The 22,723-nt window shown below is 61.6% G+C and carries 23 protein-coding genes; 8 read left to right on the forward strand and 15 right to left on the reverse strand.

All coding sequences use genetic code 11. The features are described from left to right. Window positions 1-42 precede the first annotated feature (42 nt). On the reverse strand, window positions 43-660 hold the full coding sequence (locus tag V5N47_RS04675; protein ID WP_338729695.1) for a helix-turn-helix domain-containing protein: 618 nt from the start codon (window positions 658-660) through the stop codon (window positions 43-45). Window positions 661-1,335: 675 nt separating this feature from the next. Between V5N47_RS04675 and V5N47_RS04680 the strand changes: the two genes are divergently transcribed. Next, window positions 1,336-1,998: a metalloregulator ArsR/SmtB family transcription factor gene (locus V5N47_RS04680; RefSeq protein ID WP_338729696.1), complete on the forward strand. Its 663-nt coding sequence runs from the start codon at window positions 1,336-1,338 to the stop codon at window positions 1,996-1,998. Here V5N47_RS04680 and V5N47_RS04685 read toward each other — a convergent pair. After that, window positions 1,995-2,453 carry a hypothetical protein gene (locus tag V5N47_RS04685; protein WP_338729697.1) on the reverse strand — a complete coding sequence of 153 codons (459 nt, stop codon included), beginning with the start codon at window positions 2,451-2,453 and terminating at the stop codon, window positions 1,995-1,997. The genes V5N47_RS04680 and V5N47_RS04685 overlap by 4 nt on opposite strands. 85 nt (window positions 2,454-2,538) lie before the next feature. On the opposite strand from V5N47_RS04685, the gene gatD reads away from it, so the two are divergent. Continuing rightward, window positions 2,539-3,780 (forward strand): Glu-tRNA(Gln) amidotransferase subunit GatD, encoded by a 1,242-nt coding sequence (gene gatD / locus V5N47_RS04690; RefSeq protein ID WP_338729698.1) that lies wholly within the window; start codon window positions 2,539-2,541, stop codon window positions 3,778-3,780. After that, on the forward strand, window positions 3,771-4,679 hold the full coding sequence (locus tag V5N47_RS04695; protein ID WP_338729699.1) for a GNAT family N-acetyltransferase: 909 nt from the start codon (window positions 3,771-3,773) through the stop codon (window positions 4,677-4,679). The genes gatD and V5N47_RS04695 overlap by 10 nt, the downstream gene beginning before the upstream one ends. Here the strand turns inward: V5N47_RS04695 and V5N47_RS04700 are convergent. The 3 genes from V5N47_RS04700 to V5N47_RS04710 are packed head-to-tail and all read right to left on the reverse strand — an operon-like array spanning window position 4,666 to window position 7,386. Further along, window positions 4,666-4,944 (reverse strand): ubiquitin-like small modifier protein 1, encoded by a 279-nt coding sequence (locus V5N47_RS04700; RefSeq protein WP_338729700.1) that lies wholly within the window; start codon window positions 4,942-4,944, stop codon window positions 4,666-4,668. The two genes, V5N47_RS04695 and V5N47_RS04700, sit on opposite strands and share 14 nt — an antisense overlap. 43 nt (window positions 4,945-4,987) lie before the next feature. Further along, on the reverse strand, window positions 4,988-6,154 hold the full coding sequence (locus V5N47_RS04705; RefSeq protein ID WP_338729701.1) for a TrkA C-terminal domain-containing protein: 1,167 nt from the start codon (window positions 6,152-6,154) through the stop codon (window positions 4,988-4,990). Continuing rightward, window positions 6,151-7,386 (reverse strand): TrkA C-terminal domain-containing protein, encoded by a 1,236-nt coding sequence (locus V5N47_RS04710; RefSeq protein ID WP_338729702.1) that lies wholly within the window; start codon window positions 7,384-7,386, stop codon window positions 6,151-6,153. Before V5N47_RS04710 ends, V5N47_RS04705 begins: the two co-directional genes overlap by 4 nt. Window positions 7,387-7,482: 96 nt before the next feature. On the opposite strand from V5N47_RS04710, the gene V5N47_RS04715 reads away from it, so the two are divergent. Further along, window positions 7,483-8,655: an NAD-binding protein gene (locus tag V5N47_RS04715; RefSeq protein ID WP_338729703.1), complete on the forward strand. Its 1,173-nt coding sequence runs from the start codon at window positions 7,483-7,485 to the stop codon at window positions 8,653-8,655. Here the strand turns inward: V5N47_RS04715 and V5N47_RS04720 are convergent. Genes V5N47_RS04720 through V5N47_RS04740 form a run of 5 tightly spaced genes read right to left on the reverse strand, consistent with a single transcriptional unit; the run spans window position 8,652 to window position 13,678 of the window. Then, complete coding sequence (locus V5N47_RS04720; RefSeq protein ID WP_338729704.1) at window positions 8,652-10,133, reverse strand: HPP family protein; 1,482 nt, start codon at window positions 10,131-10,133, stop codon at window positions 8,652-8,654. The two genes, V5N47_RS04715 and V5N47_RS04720, sit on opposite strands and share 4 nt — an antisense overlap. A gap of 37 nt (window positions 10,134-10,170) precedes the next feature. Continuing rightward, window positions 10,171-10,896: a nucleoside phosphorylase gene (locus V5N47_RS04725; protein WP_338729705.1), complete on the reverse strand. Its 726-nt coding sequence runs from the start codon at window positions 10,894-10,896 to the stop codon at window positions 10,171-10,173. Window positions 10,897-10,942: 46 nt separating this feature from the next. Next, window positions 10,943-11,812 (reverse strand): carbohydrate kinase family protein, encoded by an 870-nt coding sequence (locus V5N47_RS04730; protein WP_338729706.1) that lies wholly within the window; start codon window positions 11,810-11,812, stop codon window positions 10,943-10,945. A gap of 39 nt (window positions 11,813-11,851) precedes the next feature. Next, window positions 11,852-12,676 carry a DUF63 family protein gene (locus tag V5N47_RS04735; RefSeq protein WP_338729707.1) on the reverse strand — a complete coding sequence of 275 codons (825 nt, stop codon included), beginning with the start codon at window positions 12,674-12,676 and terminating at the stop codon, window positions 11,852-11,854. A gap of 42 nt (window positions 12,677-12,718) precedes the next feature. Then, entirely contained in the window at window positions 12,719-13,678 is a 960-nt protein-coding gene (locus V5N47_RS04740) for a ribose 1,5-bisphosphate isomerase (RefSeq protein WP_338729708.1), read from the reverse strand. A gap of 72 nt (window positions 13,679-13,750) precedes the next feature. Here V5N47_RS04740 and deoC point away from each other — a divergent pair, with 72 nt between their 5' ends. Beyond that, window positions 13,751-14,395 (forward strand): deoxyribose-phosphate aldolase, encoded by a 645-nt coding sequence (gene deoC / locus V5N47_RS04745; protein WP_338729710.1) that lies wholly within the window; start codon window positions 13,751-13,753, stop codon window positions 14,393-14,395. Between the two features lie 120 nt (window positions 14,396-14,515). On the opposite strand, the gene V5N47_RS04750 is transcribed toward deoC, so the two are convergent. Continuing rightward, complete coding sequence (locus V5N47_RS04750; RefSeq protein WP_338729711.1) at window positions 14,516-15,691, reverse strand: PQQ-binding-like beta-propeller repeat protein; 1,176 nt, start codon at window positions 15,689-15,691, stop codon at window positions 14,516-14,518. Window positions 15,692-15,936: 245 nt separating this feature from the next. Between V5N47_RS04750 and V5N47_RS04755 the strand changes: the two genes are divergently transcribed. Next, a complete protein-coding gene (locus V5N47_RS04755; protein ID WP_338729712.1) occupies window positions 15,937-17,190 on the forward strand; it encodes a tRNA (N(6)-L-threonylcarbamoyladenosine(37)-C(2))-methylthiotransferase in 1,254 nt (417 codons plus the stop codon). A 20-nt stretch (window positions 17,191-17,210) separates the two neighbouring features. On the opposite strand, the gene V5N47_RS04760 is transcribed toward V5N47_RS04755, so the two are convergent. Then, a complete protein-coding gene (locus V5N47_RS04760) occupies window positions 17,211-18,131 on the reverse strand; it encodes a cation diffusion facilitator family transporter (RefSeq protein WP_338729713.1) in 921 nt (306 codons plus the stop codon). 54 nt (window positions 18,132-18,185) lie between these two features. Then, entirely contained in the window at window positions 18,186-18,728 is a 543-nt protein-coding gene (locus tag V5N47_RS04765; RefSeq protein WP_338729714.1) for an HIT domain-containing protein, read from the reverse strand. A gap of 308 nt (window positions 18,729-19,036) precedes the next feature. On the opposite strand from V5N47_RS04765, the gene V5N47_RS04770 reads away from it, so the two are divergent. Beyond that, window positions 19,037-19,207 (forward strand): hypothetical protein, encoded by a 171-nt coding sequence (locus V5N47_RS04770; RefSeq protein ID WP_332899952.1) that lies wholly within the window; start codon window positions 19,037-19,039, stop codon window positions 19,205-19,207. 55 nt (window positions 19,208-19,262) lie between these two features. Here V5N47_RS04770 and map read toward each other — a convergent pair whose 3' ends face one another. Together map and V5N47_RS04780 are read right to left on the reverse strand one after the other, a co-directional pair. After that, on the reverse strand, window positions 19,263-20,153 hold the full coding sequence (gene map / locus V5N47_RS04775; RefSeq protein ID WP_338729715.1) for a type II methionyl aminopeptidase: 891 nt from the start codon (window positions 20,151-20,153) through the stop codon (window positions 19,263-19,265). A gap of 293 nt (window positions 20,154-20,446) precedes the next feature. Then, a complete protein-coding gene (locus tag V5N47_RS04780; RefSeq protein WP_338729716.1) occupies window positions 20,447-21,304 on the reverse strand; it encodes an isoaspartyl peptidase/L-asparaginase in 858 nt (285 codons plus the stop codon). A 96-nt stretch (window positions 21,305-21,400) separates the two neighbouring features. On the opposite strand from V5N47_RS04780, the gene icd reads away from it, so the two are divergent. Continuing rightward, window positions 21,401-22,654, forward strand: a complete 1,254-nt coding sequence (gene icd, locus V5N47_RS04785) for an isocitrate dehydrogenase (NADP(+)) (RefSeq protein ID WP_338729717.1) — start codon at window positions 21,401-21,403, stop codon at window positions 22,652-22,654. The last annotated feature ends 69 nt before the right edge of the window (window positions 22,655-22,723 follow it).

Genomic DNA, 22,723 nt, shown 5'->3' on the forward strand with positions numbered 1-22,723 from the left:
GTCGGTGAGCAGCAGACGGCCAACCGCCGCTTCATCGGCCAGTTACGGCCCAACAAGCCAATCCAGCCCGGATTCGAACACCTCAATCGCGGTCAACTCGTGTTGGAGTGCTTCTATCACTGTCGGAGAAAATCCCCCAACTGTGACGGCGACGCCGCGGTCTTTCGCCGCCTTGAGCCGTTCGAATAACGCTTCTGTGAGCATCGCTTCGTCAGCGACGACGAGGATGAGTTCCTTTTTTGCCGTATCAATCAGCTCGATGGTGCGCGATTCGATAGCCCGAGGGTTTGAAAGCGTCCACACCTCCTGCATCAGCTCGTCGTCTGTGGTTTCTGTGAGTGGGTTGAGGTTGTTGAGCGTCGTTTGAAGGCTTTCAATCCGCTCAAGATACTGCATGCGAAGCGTTTCTGCGGCCTCAGAAACGGAAACAGCACGAAACCGACGGGGACTGCCATGTTGAACGGTGACGAGTCCTTCTGCCTCCAACACCCGAATGGCGTCATACACCCGCGTTCGAGGGATGTCCGCGAGTTCGCTTATTTCCTTTGCAGTTCCAGTCGGTAACTGTGTGAGTGCGACAAAACAGCGTGCTTCGTACTCTTTCAGTCCGAGCTGTTGTAACAGGTCAACGGCATGTTCTGGTTTCGTGCTTTCAATCATGGGCCCAACCATTGTCTGACCCGTGCGGCCAGACAGCTACCTCAGATAGTAGTCCCACTGCAATAAGAAGGGAGAATATTGGAACGAGTTTGTCATGTGGTCTGAAATAGCTAAAAGATGCTGGCGAGGTGTTGTCAAGAAAGCATCTTGAGAATAATACCGGCAAAAAGATGTTTAACTGCCAGGTTGCGCAGAACTTTCACCCACATAATCACACAACGTTCTTTACCTCAGGTAGAGAATGGTATACTGGTGCGTGACTGGGAGGCCCAACCCCCAGTCATGGTACCAATTCTCAGAAACCCCCCCTTCCCCACAGTTTTTCCGTTTCGCAATGTGTGCAGACAGCCACCACGAGTTTCACTAAATTGCGTAAAATCCGGAACTGGGTGAAACGAAACCTTACCCACGTTGCCGCCAAACTCACTGTTGCGTACTTCGTCACAGGTGCGCATCTTCGACAACTTGTCGAGACGGGGTATCCGCTTCGTGGGGACGGGGCCATTCCGCTGAGTCAAGCGTGCTATCTCGCTCCAGAGCGAAGCCGTGTAGCTCAGTGGAACTGTTCGGCCGTCAATGACTGAGTCAGGTGCCTCTGAACAAGCAGAATTGACGGTCGATTCCGACAGCGGCGGTGAGGTATGCTTTTCCCCACAGACTACCAATGAGTGGCTAATGGACTCGGCTGCCCTGCTTGACTTACTCGGGAACGAAAATCGCCGGCGCATCCTGCGATTGCTCGCACGCAAACCGTGCTATGTGACCGAAATCAGCGAGTACCTCGGGGTCAGCCCAAAGGCCGTCATCGACCACCTGCGCAAACTCGAAGACGCCGGACTCGTCGAGAGTCGTACCGACGACCAACGGCGCAAATACTTCCACATCGCCCGGAACCTCCGGCTCGAAGTGAACGTCTCACCCTACAGTTTCGGCACAAAAAGCGCCTACCCAGCGAGTTCGAGCCTCGACATGACGACGACGTGTCGCCACCTCACGCTCGACGTGAAAACCGCGAGTACGAACAGCGACACCTCGGTCGAAGAGGTCGTCTCGGAACTCGCCAGCTTAGAGCAGTTAGAAAGCGAGTTGTCGATGGCCCAACGCTGGGTGCAGGGCCGGCTCACCGACGTGATGGACCGGCTCTCTGAGTATGTCGGCGATGCGAACGCGCGGCTCTTTACCGACATCTTGCGCGCGATAGCCGGTGGCGCCGACACGGTCGCGAAAATCGCGACCGTCGTGGAAGCGCCCTACGCCATCGTCGAAGACTCGCTGTATCAACTCAACGAGCGCGGGCTGGTGTACTTCGAGAACGGCCGTTGGAAAATTGCGGACTAAAGCTCTCTTGTGAAGCCGTCTTTCAGGTCGCGTCCGATGTAGAACCCAGCGATAGCGAGGCCAAAGCCTGCGCCAGCGCTGAACACCGCGACGGGGACGCCAAGGCCCATCGCGGTGAGGAGCAGGTTTCCGAGGAGGGCACTCACGCCGGAGACGAGCGCCCCCGCCGCACCGATTTCGAGATAGCGACGGCCGTCTGCGATAAGACCGAGCAGGAAGGCAACGACTGCGAGACCAGCGAGGCTCCCAAGGGGCCCAAACGGCAAGACTGCGCCGCCGATGAACAGTCCGACGAGCGTACCAACGAGCGCGAGGAGGAAGAATTTCGGGTCGAACAGCCGCGTGAGGCGAGGCGCTCGCGGGCGAAGGCGCGAGAGGCGACTCGTGTCCGACTCTTCTTGGTGGCTCGCGCGTGACGGGCGCGTTCGCGTGAGTTCGTCTGTTCGCTCTGCCATACGCGGTGGTTCGCGGGCCGAGAATATGGGCCTTGTGCGGAAGTGGATGGCAGGGTTCAAGTCCAGTCACGCGGTAGCGGGGCGTATGAACCCAGGGGACCGCGTCCGTGTCGAACGCGGCGGCCAGACCTACGACGGTGTGTTGCTGCCATCGACCACCCACGAGACGCTCGTCGTCAAGTTAGACGGCGGTTACAACGTCGGTATCACCCGCGCAGACGCCGAAGTCGAAGTGCTCGAATCTGACGTCTACCAAATCGAACCGGGCAAGACGAGCGACGTGTCCGAAGTCGAGTTCGACGACGACCTGCCGACCATCGCGCTCATCTCGACCGGCGGTACCATCGCCTCGACGGTGGACTACCGCACCGGTGCGGTGACCGCCCAGTTCGACGCAGAAGACGTGCTTCGCGCCGTCCCCGACCTCGCCGGACGCGCGAACTACCGCGGGCGCGTCGTCGCAAACATCCTCTCTGAGAACATGACGCCCGACGTGTGGCAAGACCTCGCCCACGCCATTTACGAAGAAATCGAGAACGGTGCAGACGGCGTCGTCGTCATGCACGGCACCGACACGATGCAGTTTACCGCGAGCGCGATGGCGTTCATGCTCGAAACGCCCGTCCCCATCGTCTTCACCGGGAGCCAGCGCTCTGCAGACCGCCCCTCCTCTGACAACGTGATGAACGCCGTCTGTGCGGTCGAAGCCGCGAAAAGCGACTGCGCAGAAGTGCTCCTCTGCATGCACGCGACCGAGAGCGACACGACCTGCGCGCTCCACGAGGGCACGCGCGTCCGGAAGAACCACACCTCCCGGCGCAACGCCTTCGAAACCATCGGCGCGGCTCCACTCGGCGAAATCGACTACGACACGGAGGAACTCACGTTCCGCCGCGAGTACACGAAACGCGGCGAGCGCGACCTCGACATCGCACCGGACATCGAAACCGACGTGGAACTCATCAAGTTCACGCCCGGGATGGACACCGCGTTTCTCGACGTGCTCGAAGGAAAGGCAGGCGTCGTCATTGAAGGCACCGGCCTCGGCCACGTCCACACCGACTGGATCGACAGCATCGAAGCGCTCGTTGACGACGGCACCGTCGTTGTCATGACCAGCCAGTGTCTCGCCGGGCGGGTCTGTGACCGTGTGTACGACACGGGCCGCGACCTCCTCGATGCGGGCGTCGTCGAAGGCGAAGACATGCTCCCGGGCACGGCCAAAGTCAAGCTGATGTGGGCGCTCGCCAACGCCGACGACGTGACCGGCACGATGCAGACGCCGCTTGCTGGCGAAATCACGCCGCAGTCTGTGCCATGGAACTGACGGTCAGAGGAATCCGCGACACCGACGTAGACGCCATCATCGGCTTCACCCAAGAGACGTGGGCAGACCGAGAGGTCGGCGACCACATCCCGCGCGTGCTCGAAGACTGGCTCGAGTCTGAAGGCGACACCCAGAAAACGTTCGTCTTAGACGCGGGCGACGACATTGCGGGCCTCTGTCAGGGCGTGTTGCTCTCAGACCACGAAGCGTGGGCACAGGGCATGCGCGTGAATCCGGCGTTTCGCGGAAACGGCGTGAGCCGCACGCTCACGAACACGCTGTTCGACTGGGCCGCACAGCAGGGCGCGACCGTCGCGCGAAACATGGTCTACTCATGGAACATCGGCGGCCTCGGCCAGTCGCGCGCTACGGGGTTTGCCCCCGCCACCGAGTTCCGCTGGGCGAAACCTGAACCGGACGCTGATGCCCGCCCCGAACTCACCGTCGAAGCTGACCCGGCGGCGGCGTGGAGCTACTGGAACCGGTCTGACGCGCGCACCCACCTCGTCGGCCTCGGCCTCGACTTGAACGAGTCGTGGGCGCTCTCTGAACTCACCCTCGACAAACTCCGCGCGCTCGCGGCCGACGACGCCGTGTTCGCGGTCAAAGCTGACGGCACGCGGGCGATGGCCTACCGCAACCGCACGTTCGAGCACACGAACGACGAGGGCGAAACCCGACGTTACGCCGAGTACGGCGTCGGCGCGTGGGAAGATGCAGCAGCCGCCCGCTCGCTGTTCGCCGCGCTCAGCAGAGACGCCGCCGAGCTGGGTGCGGACAACGCGCGTGTCCTCATCCCCGAGACGGTTCGTCACGTGAGCGACGTGGCGACCGCTCGCGTGCCTGTGAGCAGCGAACCGGACTTCGTCCTCGAAGCAGACCTGACTACCCGCCGCTGACCGGCGGAAACAGCGCGAGTTCGTCACCGGCTTCGAGCACGGTGTCGAGCCCCTCACTTTCTGTAAACGGACTGCGCCCGTTTCGCAACAGCCGAATGTGGTCGTGGAGCGTGCCGTCTTCGTCGTACACCTCTGTGCGGAGTGCCGGGTGTTCGGAGACGAGGGCGGCGAGGGCATCACCGAGCGTGTCGCCGGGGTCGGCGGCCACGGTGACCTCCTTCCCGCCGGCGGCTTCTGCAAGATTCGCAAAGAGCTTCCACTGCATGCGAGAGTCTACCGGACGCGAAGGCAAAAAGGCTCGCCGCCAGTTAGTTCATCGTGCTCTGCTGTTTCGACGGGCCAGTGACCGCTTCGAGTCGCCGGAGTTCGTCGGGCCGGACAATCGCGTAGATGGTGTCACCGGCTTCGAGAACGTGGCCGCGTGCCGGAATCGCCGTGACGCCGCCTGATTGGGGTTTGACCGCGACGACGGTGGTGTCGAGGTTCCCTAGTTCAGTCCCGACAAGCGCACTCGATTCGTCGACGGTGACCGCACCCATCGTCTCGTCTGCAACCCGAAGGAGGGAGGCGAACTCGCGGTCGGGGAGCGGTTCGGAGGGCATCGTGATGAGGCGATAGGTGTCCTCAGCCGAGAGGCGCTCTGCATCGTCTGCATCGACGACGACCGTCACGACATCGTCAACCGTGGCTCTGAGTTCTGCGGCCGTCACAAGTTCCGGTTCAGGGCCGGGCTTCCATAGTTGGACGAGGTCGCCCGCGCTCGCGCCGTGGGCTGGGTCTGCGCGGATAGCGACGGCCGCTTTCCCCGGCGGGAGCGTCGGGCCAAGCCCGGCCGCCCGACTTCCGATAGCGAGGAACGTAATCGACCCGTTTTCGTCCAACTCAATGTCCACGTGGCCAACGCTGTAATCTTCTTTGAGTCGTGAGACGAGGCGGGTTTTGAGTTCCGCGACCGTGAGCCGACGCGGGAAGACGAGCGAGATGCCTGCGAGTTTCTCTTTGGTTGCCTCGTCTACCGGGTCGTAGCCTTCGATGTCGTTGATGTCGTCAGGCAACGTGACCGTAATCGTCCGCCCGACCGACTGGACGAGTTGGCTCATCTCTCGGTTCAGGTCTTTGACCCCGGAGATGGCGAAAAATCGCACGGCGAGATCGTCACCAATCTGGTGGCCAAGCGACGCGCCGAAGCCGCCGACGACGAACGACGCAATCGTGATGATGGCGTTCGTTTCAAGGTTGTCTAAGTTGCCTGCGGTGATGACCTGCTTGAGCGCCAAATCGGTGTTGAGCCAGAGCGACACCGCAGCGAGCCCAACGAGAATGGCGACGTTGACGGGCGGTTTCTGGCGGGAGTACCAGCGGTAGACAAACGTGAGCACGAGCGCACTTGCAAGGGCGAGAAGCCCCATCCCGACGACCGACAAAAGCGCACTGAGGTCGAGCAAAACGCCCATCAGCTCGGATGCGACCGTCACGCGGCCACCTCCTTGAATCCGGCGAGTGCATCGCGGGTTCCGACGACGAACAGTTCGTCACCGGCCGCGAGCAACGTCTCGCCACGCGGGGCGAACACCCAGCCACGTGCGGTGCCGTTGGTGTCCGCCTTCGAGGAGCGTTTGACCGCGAGCACCGCCACGTCGTACGTGCTTCTGACCGCGATGTCGCCAAGCGTCTGCCCGTCGAGGTCGCCGCCGGTTCTGACGGTGAGTTTTTGGAAGCGCTTGCCCGCCCGTCGAAGCAGGGAAACGAGTTCGTATTCACGGCGCGTCCCGCGTGCTTGCGTCACGATGCGCCCGGTTTCGACGCCGAGCAGTTGCTTTGCGTCCGTGCGGTCTACGGCGACGGTAATGCGCCCCTCACCGCCAGTGGTCGTCGGCGCGTGTGGCGCGGGAATCGGGGTTTCGTCGGCTTCGTCGGTGGGTTCCGCTGGTTTCTGCTCGCCACCACCGTCGGACTGTGCGGCGACGACCGGCCCGGTGACCGAACCAGCAGTCGTCTGTAACACCACTTCGTCGCCGCGCGCGATGCCGGTCGGGAGCAGCGCCTCGATTGAGACGGCGCGTTTGCCTTTCGGAACGCGCCGGGAGAGACGGCCACTTGGTGGGGCGGCGTTCACGCTTGCTTTTGCGTTTGCGTCAACGGTCACCGACACGTCCGCGAGGTCGTGGTCGTTTCGCAGCCGGTCTGCGAGGCGGCTTTCGAGTTCCGAAAGCGGGAGGTCGGGCGGGACGGTGAGTTTCGACTCTTTGATGGCCTTCCGCAAATCTGCGGACAGCGGCGGATAGCCCTCCATGTCGCCAACGGGGCCGACGATGTCGAGTTGGATTTCGCCGCGAACGCCGACGCGGTTGAGTACGTCGCGTGAGAGTTTCTGCTCGCGCAGGCGTTTAAGCGAGAGGCGTTTTGGAAAGTCCGCACCGAGTTTGTCGCCCATCGAGTGCGTATAGAGTGTAATCATCATCACGACGATGGCGGCGACGAGCAACATCGGCGAACTCTGGACGGCGGGGTCGATAAGCCCGAGTAGGCCACCGTTGATACCGGCAATCGCGACCCCAAGGGTGACGACACCAAAGCCAGGGAGGGTGACTCCGGTGAAGTATTTGAACACGAAGCCGAGCGTGAAGGCGATAAGGCCCGGGAGAAGCCCCGTCAAGAGGCCGAGATAGATGCCAAACAGCACCTGCAGCGGAAGGGCTTGAACCATAGTTGCACCACTCAGGGTATGACTTTACCAGTACCGGAACACAAAGTCGGCCGACAAGTCGAGGTTTATATACTGTCACGAAACAAGCAGTGGTGTATGGAACGGAGGCGCGCTTGGTACAGCATCCGTCTTGCAATTTTGCTGACTCTTGCAGTGGCGTTGCTCTCCTTTGCGACGGGGGTGGCAAACATCGCGACGCCGACGGTCGTGCCCGGCCCGCTCAGCCCCTACGTTCACGAAACGATCCAGCAGACCGCTGGCTTTACCGGCGCACTCACTGGCTTCTTGGTGTTGCTCAGTTTCGTTGGCCTGCGGCGCGGACTCGAAGCCGCGTGGCTCTCGACGATGATACTGCTGCCGCTGACCGCAGCACAGGGACTTCTCCAGTCGAACTCACTGTCGTTGCCCCTCGTGGCACTCTCGCTGATTGCACTGGTCGTCGTTGGCTTCAATCGAAAGCGCTTCACGCAAGAGGTTTCGCTGAGTACGACCCAACTCGGCGCGCTCGCCGCAATCGCGGGAGCCCAGATTTATGGCACTGTTGGGACGTTTGCCCTCAGAGAGCAGTTCGCCGGCGTCAACAACCTCACCGACGCCTTCTACTACACCCTCGTCACGGCGAGTACGGTCGGCTACGGTGACGCCTCACCGACCACGCAGGTCGCCCGCCTGTTCGGCATGAGCGTCATCGTCATCGGCACCGCCAGCTTCGCAATCGCGCTTGGGTCCGTCCTCGGCCCCGCAATCGAAGCGCGCTTCAGCAGAGCCCTTGGTATCATGAACGAATCACAACTTGCAACCCTCGAAAACCACGTCGTCGTGCTCGGCTACGGCGAACTGACCGAACCGATTTTAGAAGAACTCGAAACGACCGCTGAGTTCGTGGTCATCGTCCCGGACAAAGAACACACCACCGAACTCTCAGAGCGCGGCTACAAAGTTCTCACTGGCGAACCCTCAGACGAGGATGTGCTAGAGCGCGTTGGCATCGACCGTGCGCGCGCCGTCGTCGCTGCGACCAACTCGGACGCAGAGGACGCGCTCTCGATTCTCACGGCGCGCCAACTGAACCCGAACGTACGAATCGTCGCCGCCGCCACCGAACGCGAGAACATCCAGAAGCTGAAGCGCGCCGGGGCAGACACCGTCATCAGCCCAGCGGTCATCGGCGGGCACTTGCTCGTCCAGTCCGCACTCGGCCAGCGCGGCATGGAGGACTTCGCAGACCGCATCTTAGACGTGGACGAACAACACACGGACGCCGCCTAATCGAGAATCGGCAGCGGGTGTTTGCCGCGGTCAACGATGACAACGTCACTTTCGAGTTCGTGAATCCGTTCGAACGTCGGCGGTGAGATGAGCCGCGAGGCCGCAGAGCGGTCGGTGCTTGCCCCGAGGAAAATCGCGTCGTACTGCGGGGCGTTCGCCGAGAGGAACGCTTCGATGGTCGCCCGCGAGACACGCGTTTCCAGGTTGCCTTCGAAGGCGTCAACGAGGTCTGAGAGCATGTGCTCTGCGGCGCGGCGCTGGTTGGGTGCGGTGATGCAGTTTGCGACGCTCACCCGCCCCGTGCGTCCGGCTAGTCTGAGGCCGAAATCAATCATCGCGTGGGCCACGTCGCTTGGCTGGCGGATGGGGACAAGAATGTGCTTCCACCGGGTGCGCCCGCCAACCGAGCGGTGGACGGCCACGTCAACCTCGCTGCGAAACAGCGTGCGGACGAACGGCGACAGCGCGCCGTGGCGCTCTTCGTAGGGCGTGACAATCAGGTCGCAGTTGGTCGATTGCGCCGTCTGGATGACCGTCTGTGCTGGCGAGGTGCCATCGACTGCGACGACGACTTCCACGGGAACCCCGACTTTCGTCCGGAGGCGATTCGCCCACGCCTCTAAGTCGGCCGCAGCATCGGTCGCGGCTTTCGTCTCCGCCTGTTCTTCGAGGGGCTGTTTTTCGCCGCTGTCGGTGAGCACCTGTGCGTCGTGGCCGAGCAAGGCGGCTTCGGCTGCCGCGATGGCTTCGTCGTCGACGATGTCGAGGAGGACGACCTTTCCGGCGTCGTGGGCCGCAGCGAGGCGCGCGCCGAACATGGCAGACGTCTCCGGATGCTCACCACGCATCGGGACGAGGACGTGGTCGTCGCCTTTCGTCGATTGATACAGGAAGCGGGCTCTGCGCTGGTAGAACTGCTGTTTCCAGAAGACAAAGGCGAGCGCGACGATTGCACTGGAAGCGGCAACCGAGAGGACGTAGTCGAACTGGGTCGAGCCAGCGACGAGGGTGAGGAGTGCCGTCGAAAACGCAGAGGGCTCTTCGATATCGAACATCCACGTCGCAAGCGCGGTGAGGAAGATGCCAAGTCCGGCGCTGACCGCACTCACCGACTGGCCACTCGGTGCCGGCGTGAATGGACTGATGGCGACGAGTTCGAACGCGCCCCAGCCACAGAGCGCGCCGATGGTGAGTCCGGCGACGAACTTGCCGGGCTTCGAGTATTTCCCTTCGGGGTCTGCAAACAGCGTGTACGTGCCAGCAGCGAGCGGTGGAAACAGCAGGAACGAGAGTTGTTCGAGCGAGTTCGAGATGGCGGTAACGGTGGCGATGAGCAGCGGAACGAGGACGACAACGGAGAGATGAACCAGATTGCGCGTACTCTCGACCCAGCGTCGGAGGTCTCTGAGGCGACGCCGTTCGAGGCGTTTGGCTCGGGCGTAGTAGGTGGCGAGACGAGTGCGCACCGAATCGAGCATTGCCAGACGTTCGAAAGTGGCCTTGAAAGGCCTTTCTCTACAGCGAAGTCGTCGCGGTGAGCGCGATGCGGATGGCGCGCTCGACGTTGTTTTTCGCCTTGTCGGGGAGTTCTTCGCCTTCAGTCTCGCCCTTCTGTGTGCCTTCGACGAGGTTGCCGTCAACCGTACAGATGGCCCCGGCGCGCAGGCCCTTGCGGCGGGCGAGCGTGAAGACGGCGGCGGCTTCCATCTCGACCGACAGCAGGTTTGCGGCTTCCCACGCATTCACGAACTCGTCGGTTTCCGCGTAAAACGCGTCGTCGGAGGCGATGGGGCCGACGTGGACGTCTTCGTCGTTTGCCTCTGCGGCGTTGACGAGTTCCGTGAGCACGTCGTAGTCGGGGACGGCGGGGAACTCGACGTCCTCGTAGCGTTTCGAGGTGCCTTCGTTTTTCGCCGCGCCGGTTGCGACAATCATGTCGCCGATTTCGATGCCTTCCTGGAGTGCGCCCGTCGTCCCGACGCGGATGAACGTCTCGACGCCGACGCGGGAGAGTTCTTCGACGGCGATTGCGGCGGAGGGACAGCCAATCCCGGTCGAACAGATGGTGAGTTCGCGGCCCTCGAACTCCGCGTTTACGACCTTGTACTCACGATTCTCAGCGACGAGTTCGACGTTCTCACACTGCTTTGCGATGCGGTCGACGCGACCCGGGTCGCCCGGGATGAGTGCGATATCAGTCACGTCGCCTTCTGAAACGAGGAGGTGGGGCTGTTTTGCCATACGCGCACTCACAGGAGGCGCGGCAAAAAATACGACGGGTTTGCGGTCAGTGCGTTTCGAGGAACGCGTCCACGCGCGCTGGTGTGAGCGAACCGCGAGCGCCGACTTGCTGACTCGCAAGCGCGCCACACGCCGCGGCGAATTCGAGCGAGTCGGGAAGCGAGTCCCCTGTGAGTTGGGCGTGGATGAAGCCCGCGGCGAACGCGTCGCCTGCGCCGGTCGAGTCGGTGGTTTCGATGTCGAAGCCCGGATGTGAGGCGAGTTTGCCCCCCGAAATGAGTTGTGCCCCGCCCGCCCCGAACTTGGTGACGACGACGCGATTTGGGGTGTCGAGGTCGAATTTCTCCGCTGCTTGCTCGGCTTCGTGCCGGTTGAGAAAGAGGTAATCGACGTGTGGGAACGTTGCAGAGAAGTCACGAGAGGCGACGCGTCGGCCCGGGTCGAAACTGACGGGCACGCCGGCTTCAGCCGCGAGGGCAGCGAGGTGGGCTGCGGTGTCCGGACGTTGACTCGTCAGATGGAGGTGGTCTGCACTCGTGACGTAGTCGGCATCCACGTTTTCGGGCGTGACGGCTTCGTTCGCGCCCTTGTTGCCGAGCACCATCACCTCGCCCGTCTGGTCGACGATGAGGTACTTGACGGCGGTTTCCGCCTCGACTTCGAGGAGGTGTGAGAGGTCGAGTCCGGCACCAGTCAGTTCTTCGCGGGCGAGCGTGCCGTTTTCGTCGGTTCCGACGCTTCCGATGAGTCCCGCCGTCGTACCGAGCCCGGCGAGGGCAACGGCGGTGTTGGCCGCGCTCCCGCCGCCTGCCGTGCGCTGGGACTCGATGAGCGCTTCACCGTCGGGTTTGGGCAGACGGTCGACACGCAAAGTCAGGTCCCAGTTGACGTGGCCAGCACAGATGACGCGGGGCATTAACACCGCCACTTCGGTGGGTGAGACAAAAAAGTCTGCTTACCCGAGGACGGTGAACAGCAAGAGGTTGTGTGCGCCGGGGCCGAGGCCAACGGCGGCGATGAGCGCGAGCAGGAGGTAGCCCTCCCGTGGGCTTTCGCGGACCGTCTCTGCGAGAAACGCGACGACGACGGTGGCGAGTGCGATTTTCACGAGGACGAACAGCCACACCGTGCCGAGCACCTCAGCCGTGGGGAGGGCGGCGGCGAACTCAATAATGGCTCTCGAAAGTGGCGTCTGCTCGCCAAAGCCGAGCGCGTCGATGCCGACCGCCGTCGAGACGCCGTCGAGCGTGTGGCCAAACACGACAAGCGCGCCCGCGCTCCCGGTGGTGGCCGCAATGTCGGGGAGGCCGGTGCGGATGCCCGCCCAGACGAGCGCGGCGAGGAGCACAGCGATGAGGAGGCCAATGGCGGGCCAGAAAAGCATCAAGCCAGATTGCGCACCGACGGCGAGCGTCGCCCCAGCCACAAGGAAGATACCGAGCAGGCCTGTCGCCGCGAGGATGCCGGGCGCAGAGCGCAGCGCCCAGTCGTCTGCGGGAAGGCGAGACGAGACGGCCCAGATCGCCCCGGCGATGACGAACGTCGAACCGTACACAGTCGGCGAACTGAACAGCGGCGCAATTGCCGAGGGCAGTCCCTCAATCTGATAGAGGACGTACAAACTCGACCCGACGACCATCCACGGTGCGAAGGCGACGACGAGGCGGCGGGTGACCGGTGGGTTGCGCCGGTAGAGCGCGCCACCGACGACGGCGAGGGAGACGAAAAGAGCCAACACAAAAGGGAGCGGTGGAATCGAAAATCCGTCCGGAAGTACCATAGCCACACTCGTGGCCGGAAGCAGTAAACGCGTTGCGGTCTCTCAGAGTTCTTCCCACGGGTTGGTGACTCGCTCGCCGAACAGTTCGCGCATAAGGATGACGATGCTCTCTGGGGGGAACTGGCCGCGTTCGGTGACGATGGCGTCGACGTAGCGCGGCGGCGTCACGTCGAAGGCGGGATTATTGATGCGAATGTCACCAATCTCCGCGCGCACGTCGTCTGCGACGACTTCCGTCGCGTCGCGCTCTTCGATTTCGACGGTGTGGCCCGTCATCGTCGCCGGGTGGAGTTTGATGGTCTGGGCGGCGACCATCACCTGCGTTCCCATGTCGCGGGCGTTCACGGCGAGACCGCTCGTGCCGATTTTGTTGATGACCGAGCCGTCTGCGGCGATGCTGTCCGCGCCGACGAGGACGTGGTCGACGTCGTTCAGGTAGTGGCGCGCGGCGTTGTCCACGATGAGCGTGACATCGACGCCCAGTTCGGTGAGTTCGCGGGCGGTGATGTGGCCCTGATTGCGTGGGCGCGTCTCGCGGACGTAGGCGGTGAGTTCTTTCCCATCTTCGACGGCGGCGCGCACGCACGCGATGACGTCCGTCGAGTGGCAGTGGGTCATGATGGTGTCGCCGTCGCGCAAGCGGTTGCCGCCAAAGCGCCCGAGGTCGTCTTGGGCGCGTTCTAGTTGACCACAGAAGGCGGCGACGCGCCGCGCAATCGAGTTCTGCAGTTCCTCGACCGTGGTTCCCTCCATTCCGAGCAGGACGTAGCGAAGCGCGTTCGGGAGGCTGACCGCGGTCGGTCGGGTGTCGTGAAGCACGCGCGCAGCAGCCCGGAGTTCGGCACGGAACTCCTCGGGAGTGGCCGCCGTGCTCGCTTCGGCCTGTGCACCAAGGGCGCGCGCGGCGGCGTCCGCGATGGTTGCCGCGCCGCGAATCTCCATCTCCGCGATGGCTGACGCCGTTTCGGTCACCTCGGTGTGGAGCGTCTCAGGCGTGTTCATGACATCTATTTGGTATCCCGCGGGGAAAAGTCGATGGGGCAATTTTTACACAGAGAGCGTTTTTGGTGCGATATGAACGCAGACCGCCTCGCCTCCATGCTCGACCACACGGTGCTCGGTCCTGAGACGACCTTTGACGACGTCCTCGCCGTCCTCGATGACGCGACCGAGTACGGCATGAACGCCTGCATCCCGCCGTGCTACGTCAAAGAAGCGAACGAGTATGCTCCCGACGTGACGCTCGCAACCGTCGTTGGGTTCCCACATGGGCAAAACACGACCACCGCAAAGCGCGACGAAGCAGAAGACGTGTGGAAAGACGGTGCAGACGAGATTGACATGGTCATCAACATCGGCCGCCTCAAAGCCGGTGAGTACGACGCCGTGCGTGAGGACATCGCAGAAGTCGTCGCCGCCGTTCCCCTCCCGGTGAAGGTCATCATCGAAACGGCGCTACTCACCGAGGACGAGAAGCACAAAGCCTCCGAGTTGGCCAAGGACGCGGACGCCGCCTACGTCAAGACCTCGACCGGTTTCGCGGACGGCGGCGCGACCGTTTCTGACGTGGAACTGATGGCAGAATACCTCCCCGTCAAGGCGAGCGGCGGTGTCGGCAACTGGGAAGAGGCAAAGGCGATGTTTGAGGCAGGCGCAGAGCGCATTGGCGCGTCCTCGGGTGTCGCCATCATGGAGAGTTTCTTCGACGCACAGAAATAAACCGAGATGGGTGAAGTGCGGTCAATCAAGATGAGTGACTGTTCGAGCGGTGTGTAAACTGCTCTATTGAAAATGCAGTATAGCAGCGTGATTATTCGGGCTGGGTTGCTCGGACGCTCACTACTCAGCGACGGTGGTGAGGGCATACATCTCCCCAATCTCATCGAGGACAAATACGGTATTACGAGCAACCACCGGTCGAGAAATACTCCTACCATCAAGTGAGAACTCACCGAGGAGACACCCGCTCGCGGCGTCAAGTGCCCAAACCCCGCGACTTCCATCAGTTTGACCGTTGTTCACCCCAGCGTAGAGGACGCTATCGGCGACTTCCGCTGGCGTCGTCACGGTTCCAGTCTCGAACTCCCGGCTCCAGACGTACTCACCTGTCTCGGCAGCAAGTGCGGCAAAACGATACCCGTTCGCGGCGCTCCTCCCCGAGCAGTACACCCGGCCGTCAGCAATTCCATCGACGCTTTCCAATCCAGACTGCTCCCATAGAGTTGTCCCGTCAGCAGTCGAGAGGGCGAGCGCTGTCTCCGACGTTCCCTCGACGCCGAGGTAGAGCGTTCCATCTTGGACACCACCGAATCTGACATTCAGGTTGACATCGTCCACTGGAAGTGTCCGCCGCCACCGTTCGTTCCCGCTCATCGTGACCGAGAGAAGGACACCATCTTCCCACGCTACGTAGACTGCGTCACCGTCAGCGGAGACGGTCCATCCGAATTCTCCTTCCCCCGGAACGTCGTCGTATTGCCACAATGACTCACCGGATGTTGCATCGAGTGCGTCCAATCTGACGAACGTCTCCTCGAAATTCTCTGAGGCAGTCGGGTACTTCGAAGTGACGACATACACCTGCCCGTCTGCGACGGCAACATCACTCACACTCGCATTCTCTTCGGCCTCGAAGCGCCAGTCAGTTGACCCAGTAGCTGCGTTAATCGCTCGAACCGTCTCGATACCGGCGAGGAGTACACGCCTGTCGGTGGCTGCAACCACGTCGGTATTCGCATCCTCGATTTGAAGGTGCTGCTTGGGGGTTCCATCGAAGTTGTATGCGACGATGCCCTGAGACACGCTCGCGTACAGAACATCATTGACGATGCGCAGGTCATCAGCATCGTTTCCAATATTTTTCTGCCACCGCACAGTCGGTTCCCAAGTTCGGTCACATTTGCTGGACGGTGGGTTGGTTCTGGCCTCTTTAGTCGTCGTCTCGGTCGTTGTGCTAGTCTCCGTGAGTGTTGTTTGTGGCTGGGTGTCCAAACAGCCGGAGACGCTGGTGAACACTCCAACTCCAATCAAACCAAGGAGGGCACGGCGCGAGCAATGGGGCACAGGTAGAATATTTGAAGTGAGAATCAAAGCGTTTGTGTTGGAGTGTTGAATGGTTCGCGCTCATCTGCTGTTTTTCCATATCGATGAGCGTCTGCTCGCTACTGAATTTCTGGTGATTGCCCTATTATCGAAGGCATACGAGTAGCCAGTCAATCCGTCGCGTTTTTGCCTCCCCGGCCGTTAACGACGCCAAGCGAATGGCCCGCTATCACATCGAGACGTACGGGTGTACCTCGAATCAAGGCGAGAGTCGCTACATCGAGCAGGCGCTCCGCGACGGGGGACACTACCGCGCAGAGGGCCCCGAAGACGCCGACGTCGCCATCCTCAACACCTGTACCGTCATCGAAAAGACCGAACGCAACATGATTCGGCGGGCGGAAGAACTCCAGTCTACGACAGCCGACCTCATCGTCACCGGTTGTATGGCACTCGCACAGGGCGAAGAGTTCGAAGACGCCGGTATCGACGCACAGATTCTTCACTGGGACGAAGTGCCGACGGCGGTGCTCAACGGCGAGTGCCCGACCCCGACGCCCGACTCGAAGCCGATTCTCGATGGCGTCATCGGGATTCTCCCCATCGCCCGCGGCTGTATGAGCAACTGCTCGTACTGCATCACGAAGTTCGCCACGGGCAAAATCGACTCTCCACCCGTCGAAGAGAACGTCCGAAAGGCCCGCGCGCTGGTCCACGCCGGTGCGAAAGAGATTCGCATTACCGGTCAGGACACCGGCGTCTACGGCTGGGACAAGGGCGAACGCCAACTCCACACCCTGCTTGATGAAATCTGCCAGATAGAGGGCGACTTCCGCGTGCGCGTCGGGATGGCGAACCCGAAGGGTGTTCACGGCATTCAGGACGAACTCGCCGAAGTGTTCGCCAAACACGACAAGCTCTACAACTTCTTGCACGCGCCCGTCCAGAGCGGGTCGAACGACGTGCTGGGGGACATGCGCCGCCAACACCAAGTCGAAGAGTACGTCGAAGTCGTCGAAACGTTCGACGACCACCTCGACTACTGGACGCTGTCGACAGATTTCATCGTCGGCTTCCCGACCGAGACGGACGCAGACCACCAGATGAGCATGGCGCTCCTGCGCGAAACCCGTCCGGAGAAGGTGAACATCACGCGCTTCTCGAAGCGCCCCGGGACGGACGCCGCGAAGCTGAAAGGCCTCGGCGGGACGCTCAAGAAAGAGCGCTCGAAGGAGATGTCCACGGCGAAGCACGAAATCGTGGGCGAGGCCTACGAGGAGATGGTTGGGACAGTTCAGCGAGATTGCCTCGTCGTAGAGCAGGGCACGGGCGACTCCGTGAAGTGCCGAGACGGAGCGTATCGCCAAATCATCGTCCAGAACGCGTCAGAACACGGCATCGAACCCGGCGACTTCGTGGACGTTGAAGTTACGGGTCAGCAGACGGTGTACGCCTTCGGCAAACCGCTGTAAGGTTTGCTTAACAGACCGTTTCAATCGTCAAACCGGCGGAGCAGTCGGTTGGTTTCCTCGTCTTCTTTCCATTCCCCCAACTCTTTCGGGTCGATGTGGACGAACACGTCGTCAACCTGAGATATATCCCGAATTGCATTGACGACGGCCGTTTCGATGTCGTGAGCTTCCATCAGCGTGAGGTCGCCTTCGACCTCGATGTGCAGGCTTACGTCGATTTCCGGGCCGACGTAGTGGGCGATGACTTCGTGTGCACCAGACACTTGGGGGTGAGCGAGCGCGCGTCGGAGGATTTCGATTCGGAGTTCTTCTGGCGGGGCCGCGCCGACGAGGTAGGCGACGTTGTCGCGGACGATTTCGATGCCCGTGTAGAGAATGCCAATCGAAACGAGGCCCGCGGCGAGTGGGTCTAAGATGGGGAAGCCGATGGATGCGCCGACCACGCCGACGAGCGCGGCGCTCGCAGTCAGGATGTCGTTCCGGTTATCGAGCGCAGCGGCGGTGACCGCAGGCGAGTGATACCGACTGCCCACGTCGAGGCAGTAGCGATAGAGGCCGAATTTGATGACCGCGGCCCCCGAGAGCACGACGATGGCGAAGGGGCCTGCAGGAGGTGAGACGGTTCCGTTTACCACAGACGAGGCGGCTTGGACGAGGATGAGCACGCCCGCGACGAAGATGCCGATGGCGATGACGAGCGAGACGAACGGCTCGATTCGCTCGTGGCCGTGGGGGTGTTCGAAGTCCGGCGGTTGGGTGGTGAGATAGAGGCCACCGAGAACGACCGCCGAGTACACCGCGTCCGCGAGACTGTTTACGGCTTCTGAGCCAACGGCCAGCGAGCCGGTGGTGTACCATACCGCCGCCTTCGTCGCCATAAGCACGAAGTTCACCCCCAATATAACGAGGCCAACCCGACGGATTGCGGCGGCGCGCGACATGGAGTCGTGGTTGGCGACCCGAGCGTATAGTGGCTTCGCCGTGCGGTTGTCGGATTATTCGATGACAACGGGGCCGTGTTCGTGGTCGACGTGCGTGCCGTCCTGTGCGGCGAACGCATCGTGGAGGTGGTCGTACGTCTCATCCAACGCTTCGACGATGACTTTCGTGTCGCTCGTAATCGGCATGAAGTTCGTATCACCGTTCCATCGCGGGACGATGTGGGTGTGGAGGTGGTCACCAATGGAGCCACCCGCCGCCGGGCCGAGGTTGAGCCCGGCGTTGAACCCTTGGACGCCACCCATCGCCGCTTCGAGGGCGTCGAAGGTGCGCTGTTTGAGCGTGGCGTGGTCGAGGAGTTCTGCGTCGGTGAGGTCGCCGTACTCGCCGGTGTGTTTCCGGGGAATCACCATCACGTGGCCTGGATTGTACGGGTAGTTGTTGCAGAGGACAAACGTGTGTTCGCTCGCAGCGACGACGAGATTCTCGCGTGCGTTCTCACGGGTTGGGAGGTCACAGAAGACGCAGCCGTCTACAGCGTCGTTCTTGTCTTCGCGTTTGATCCACTCGATGCGCCAGGGGGCGAACAGCTGGTCCATGCCGTCCGTGGTCGCGCAACCGGGTTAAATCCCCGGCAGAGTGGGCTCAGTCGTTTGATTGCGACTCTATAGCACACCCGGCTGAAACACCTATATAAATATTACGACCATATGGTGTTTAACCACCCCCAAAACACGTTTAGCGCAGGTTGTAAACGCTCTAAAGACCTATGGAACAGTCGTTTGCCCAATTCGACCCCCATATGGCGAAAACCGTCTGAAACAAGGTGCAACAGATTGGGGTTTTTATGCTCTCCCCGGTGCCAGTAGCTGATACGATGTCAACCCAGAACCGAACCCCAGGCGACATGACCGAAGATTGCAACGCGTGCGGTCGTGACACGCCCCACAAAGTCGCCCTGAAGCTCCTCACGGAGAGCGACAAACCGGAAAACGCAAAATTCTCGCGCGAGCCCTACCGCGTGAGCACGTGCATGAACTGTGGTCACGAGACCACGCTTCGAATGAACAACGCGTAAAAAATCGATTCCTCGCTGACGAACGGTCCTCCAACCGTTCTACACCCCTCCGAGATTACGCCGTCGTAATCTCACACCCATCTTCTGTGACGATGATGGTGTGCTCTTTTTGACTCACGAGGTGCCCGTCTGCTTCCTTGAGCACCGGGTAGCCGTGGACGATGCCGTTGCGCTTCAGGCGACGGAGCGCCATCTCCGCGCGGTCGGTGTCGAGCCACCGGATAGCAAACGGCAGGGTACGGAACTCTTCTGTGATCTGGTCGAGTGCTTCGCGTGCCTGTCGGTTGCGAATCGGGCGCTCGTGTTCGAGGGCGAAGATCTCCTCTTTGCTCCCTTCGCGAACCTTCCCGCTCCCGTCGGTGGCGAACGGTTCGATGGCGACCACGTCACCAACTTCGAGTTCGACGCCCGTCGAAACGGCGCGATTTGGAATGGTTGGCTGGGTGTGTTGTTGCCAGTGTTCGAGGCCGTGGCCCGTGAGGTTCACGACGGGGTTGAACCCGTAGCTCGTGATGACATCTTCAATCTCTGCGCCGAGTTCGCCCGTGCTGACGCCCGGTTCGACGAGTTCGAGCGCGGCTTCGAGTGCTTGCTCTGGGGCCTCTTTGAGTTCGGTGTGCCCGGAAAGGTCAACAGTAATCGCCGTATCTGCGAGCCAGCCATCGACGTGGACGCCGATGTCTAAGTTAATCATCTCTTCGCCGAAGACGGATTCGTCACCGATTTTTGGCGTGGCGTGGGCGGCTTCTTCGTCGATGCTGATGTTCACCGGGAAGGCGGGTTCGCCGCCGAGTTCGCGGATGCGGTTTTCTGCGAACTCTGCGACCTCCAAGTGTGTGACACCAACGTCGACTTTGTCGGCTGCTTCGTCGCGTACCTGCGCGAGGATGCGGCCTGCCTCGCGGTTCTTCTCGTACGATTCCGAAGAAAGGTCGATATCGCTCATACCGGCTTTTCGCCGGAGCGGTCCAAAGGGTTTGCGACTACCTGTTCTCGACCCACGGACACTCGTGGCACGTCATGAGCCCCTGCACGTTGAGCAGCGCGCCTCCACAGTCCGGGCACGCTGTGCGCTGTTCCCCTCGTTTCACTGTTAGCTGTGCCATGAGAGGAGGTATGAGATTCGTCGATAATAAAACTGCCCCACGACAATTGTCGAATATCTCGCGCAGTCGACTGTCTGTGAAAAAGAGTGGAGACGCAGTGGTGCTACGCCACGGGTTTCGAGGAGGCAGCCGACTACTCGCCCGCCACGCTCACCTGCATCGCGTCTGTGTTGTACGCGCTTCCGACGGAACCGTCTGCGCTGAGAACGATGACACCGGCTTCAGAGCTAGTGCGGTCTTCGAGTTCTTCGATGGCCTGATCTGCGGCATTCTGCGCCGTCTCACCGGCTTCGAGCAAATCGACGGCGCGCCGAGAGAGGGTGACCTTCGCAATGTCTTCGCCCGCGCCCGTCGCGCTCGCACCGCCCGCGGGCGTGGCGTAGAAGCCGCTGCCAATCTGGGGGACGTCGCCGACCCGTCCAGCGAGTGCAAGCCAGCGGCCACCAGTCGAGGTTGCCGCGGCCACACGACCGTCCGCAACGGCGACCGCGCCCACGGTGTCGTGTCCACCGAATTTCTCATGTATCCAGTCGAGTTGTCCCCGAACGTCCGTGTTCTCAGGGACGTGTTCGAGCTCGGCCCACTGCTCGCGAGTCTCGTCTGTCAGGAGGTCTCCGCGCGTCTCGATACCGAAGGCGTCCGCGAGGTCGACGGCGTGGACGCCCGAGACGAGGACATGTGGGGTCTCTTCCATCACGACACGGGCCACGTCGATGGCGTGACAGACGCCGGGCATGGCCGCTGCGGCCCCCGCTTCATACTCATCGGTCATGATACCCGCGTCCGTCCGGACGATGCCGTCCGACTGGATGGCTCCGCCGACACCAGCATTGAATCGAGGCGACGATTCGAGGACGTGGACGGCGGCGACGACGGCGGAAACGGGGTCTGTTTCTGCCGCGCCTGTGGTCGCTGCTTCGTCGAGAATTTGTTGGCGACGGTCGGGTTCGTCGGGCTGACCGCCAGCACCACCATGGACAACAATTCGCATACCCAAAACACGCACCCGGCGACATAATCCCCTCGGCTCTCGTGGCGAGACGAGAACAGCAGGGCTTTTACTGTGCTAACCTGAGGCTAATGTGTTATGAGCTACGAGAAGGTCGACGTTCCCGAAGACGGGGAGAAAATCACCGTCTCGGACGGCAAACTGGAGGTACCTGACAACCCAATTATCCCAATCATCCACGGCGACGGAATTGGGTCAGACGTCGGGCCAGCCGCTCAGAAAGTGCTGCAGGCAGCCGCACAGGCAACCGGGCGTGAAATCAACTGGATGCGTGTCTACGCAGGCGAGAGTGCACGCGAAAAGTACGACGAGAATCTCCCAGCAGACACCGTCGAAGCAATCAAAGAGTTCCGCGTCGCCATCAAGGGGCCGCTCACCACCCCTGTCGGCGCAGGCTTCCGCTCGCTGAACGTCGCGCTCCGCAAGAAGCTCGACCTCTACGCAAACGTTCGCCCAACCTACTACATCCAGGGCGTCCCATCGCCGGTCAAGCACCCAGAGAAGATGGACATGGTCACCTTCCGTGAGAACACGGAAGACGTCTATGCGGGCATTGAATGGGAAGCGGGCACCGACGAAGTCGAGCAGGTCAAAGCGTTCGTCGAAGACGAGATGGGCAAGACGGGCATCATCCACGACGGTCCTGTCGGCATTGGCATCAAGCCAATCACCGAGTTCGGGACGAAGCGCCTCGTCCGCGAAGCAATCGAGTACGCCATCGAGGACGACCGCGACTCCGTTACCCTCGTCCACAAAGGCAACATCATGAAGTTCACCGAGGGTGCCTTCCGTGACTGGGGCTACGAACTCGCAGCCGAAGAGTTCGGCGACGTCACCATCACCGAGGACGAACTCTGGGAAGAGTACGACGGCGAGGCGCCAGCGGACAAAATCGTCATCAAAGACCGCATCGCAGACAACATGCTCCAGCAGATTCTGACCCGCACCGACGAGTACGACGTCGTTGCGACGATGAACCTGAACGGCGACTACATGTCCGACTCCGCCGGCGCACAGATTGGCGGCCTCGGCATCGCCCCCGGTGCGAACTTCGGAGATAAACTCTGTCTCGCAGAACCCGTCCACGGCTCCGCGCCAAAATACGCCGGCATGGACAAGGTCAACCCAACCGCACTCATCCTCTCGGGCCGCCTGATGCTCGAATACATGGGCTGGAAGGACGCCGCAATGCTCGTCCGCGACGCCGTCGAGGAAGCCGTCTCCACCGGCCGCGTCACCTACGACCTGCACCGTCAGATCGAGGGTGGCCAGAAACTCGCCACGAGCGAGTTCGCTGACGTCATCGTCGAAGAAATCGAAAAACTGGCGTAAGCCAGTTTTTCGTCCCCTCGAACCGCGTTCGAGGAAAATCGAGAAGCTCGCGTAAGCTCGCAGCACCTA

The organism is Haladaptatus sp. DJG-WS-42 (genome assembly GCF_037198285.1).
Taxonomy (GTDB): domain Archaea; phylum Halobacteriota; class Halobacteria; order Halobacteriales; family Halococcaceae; genus QDMS2.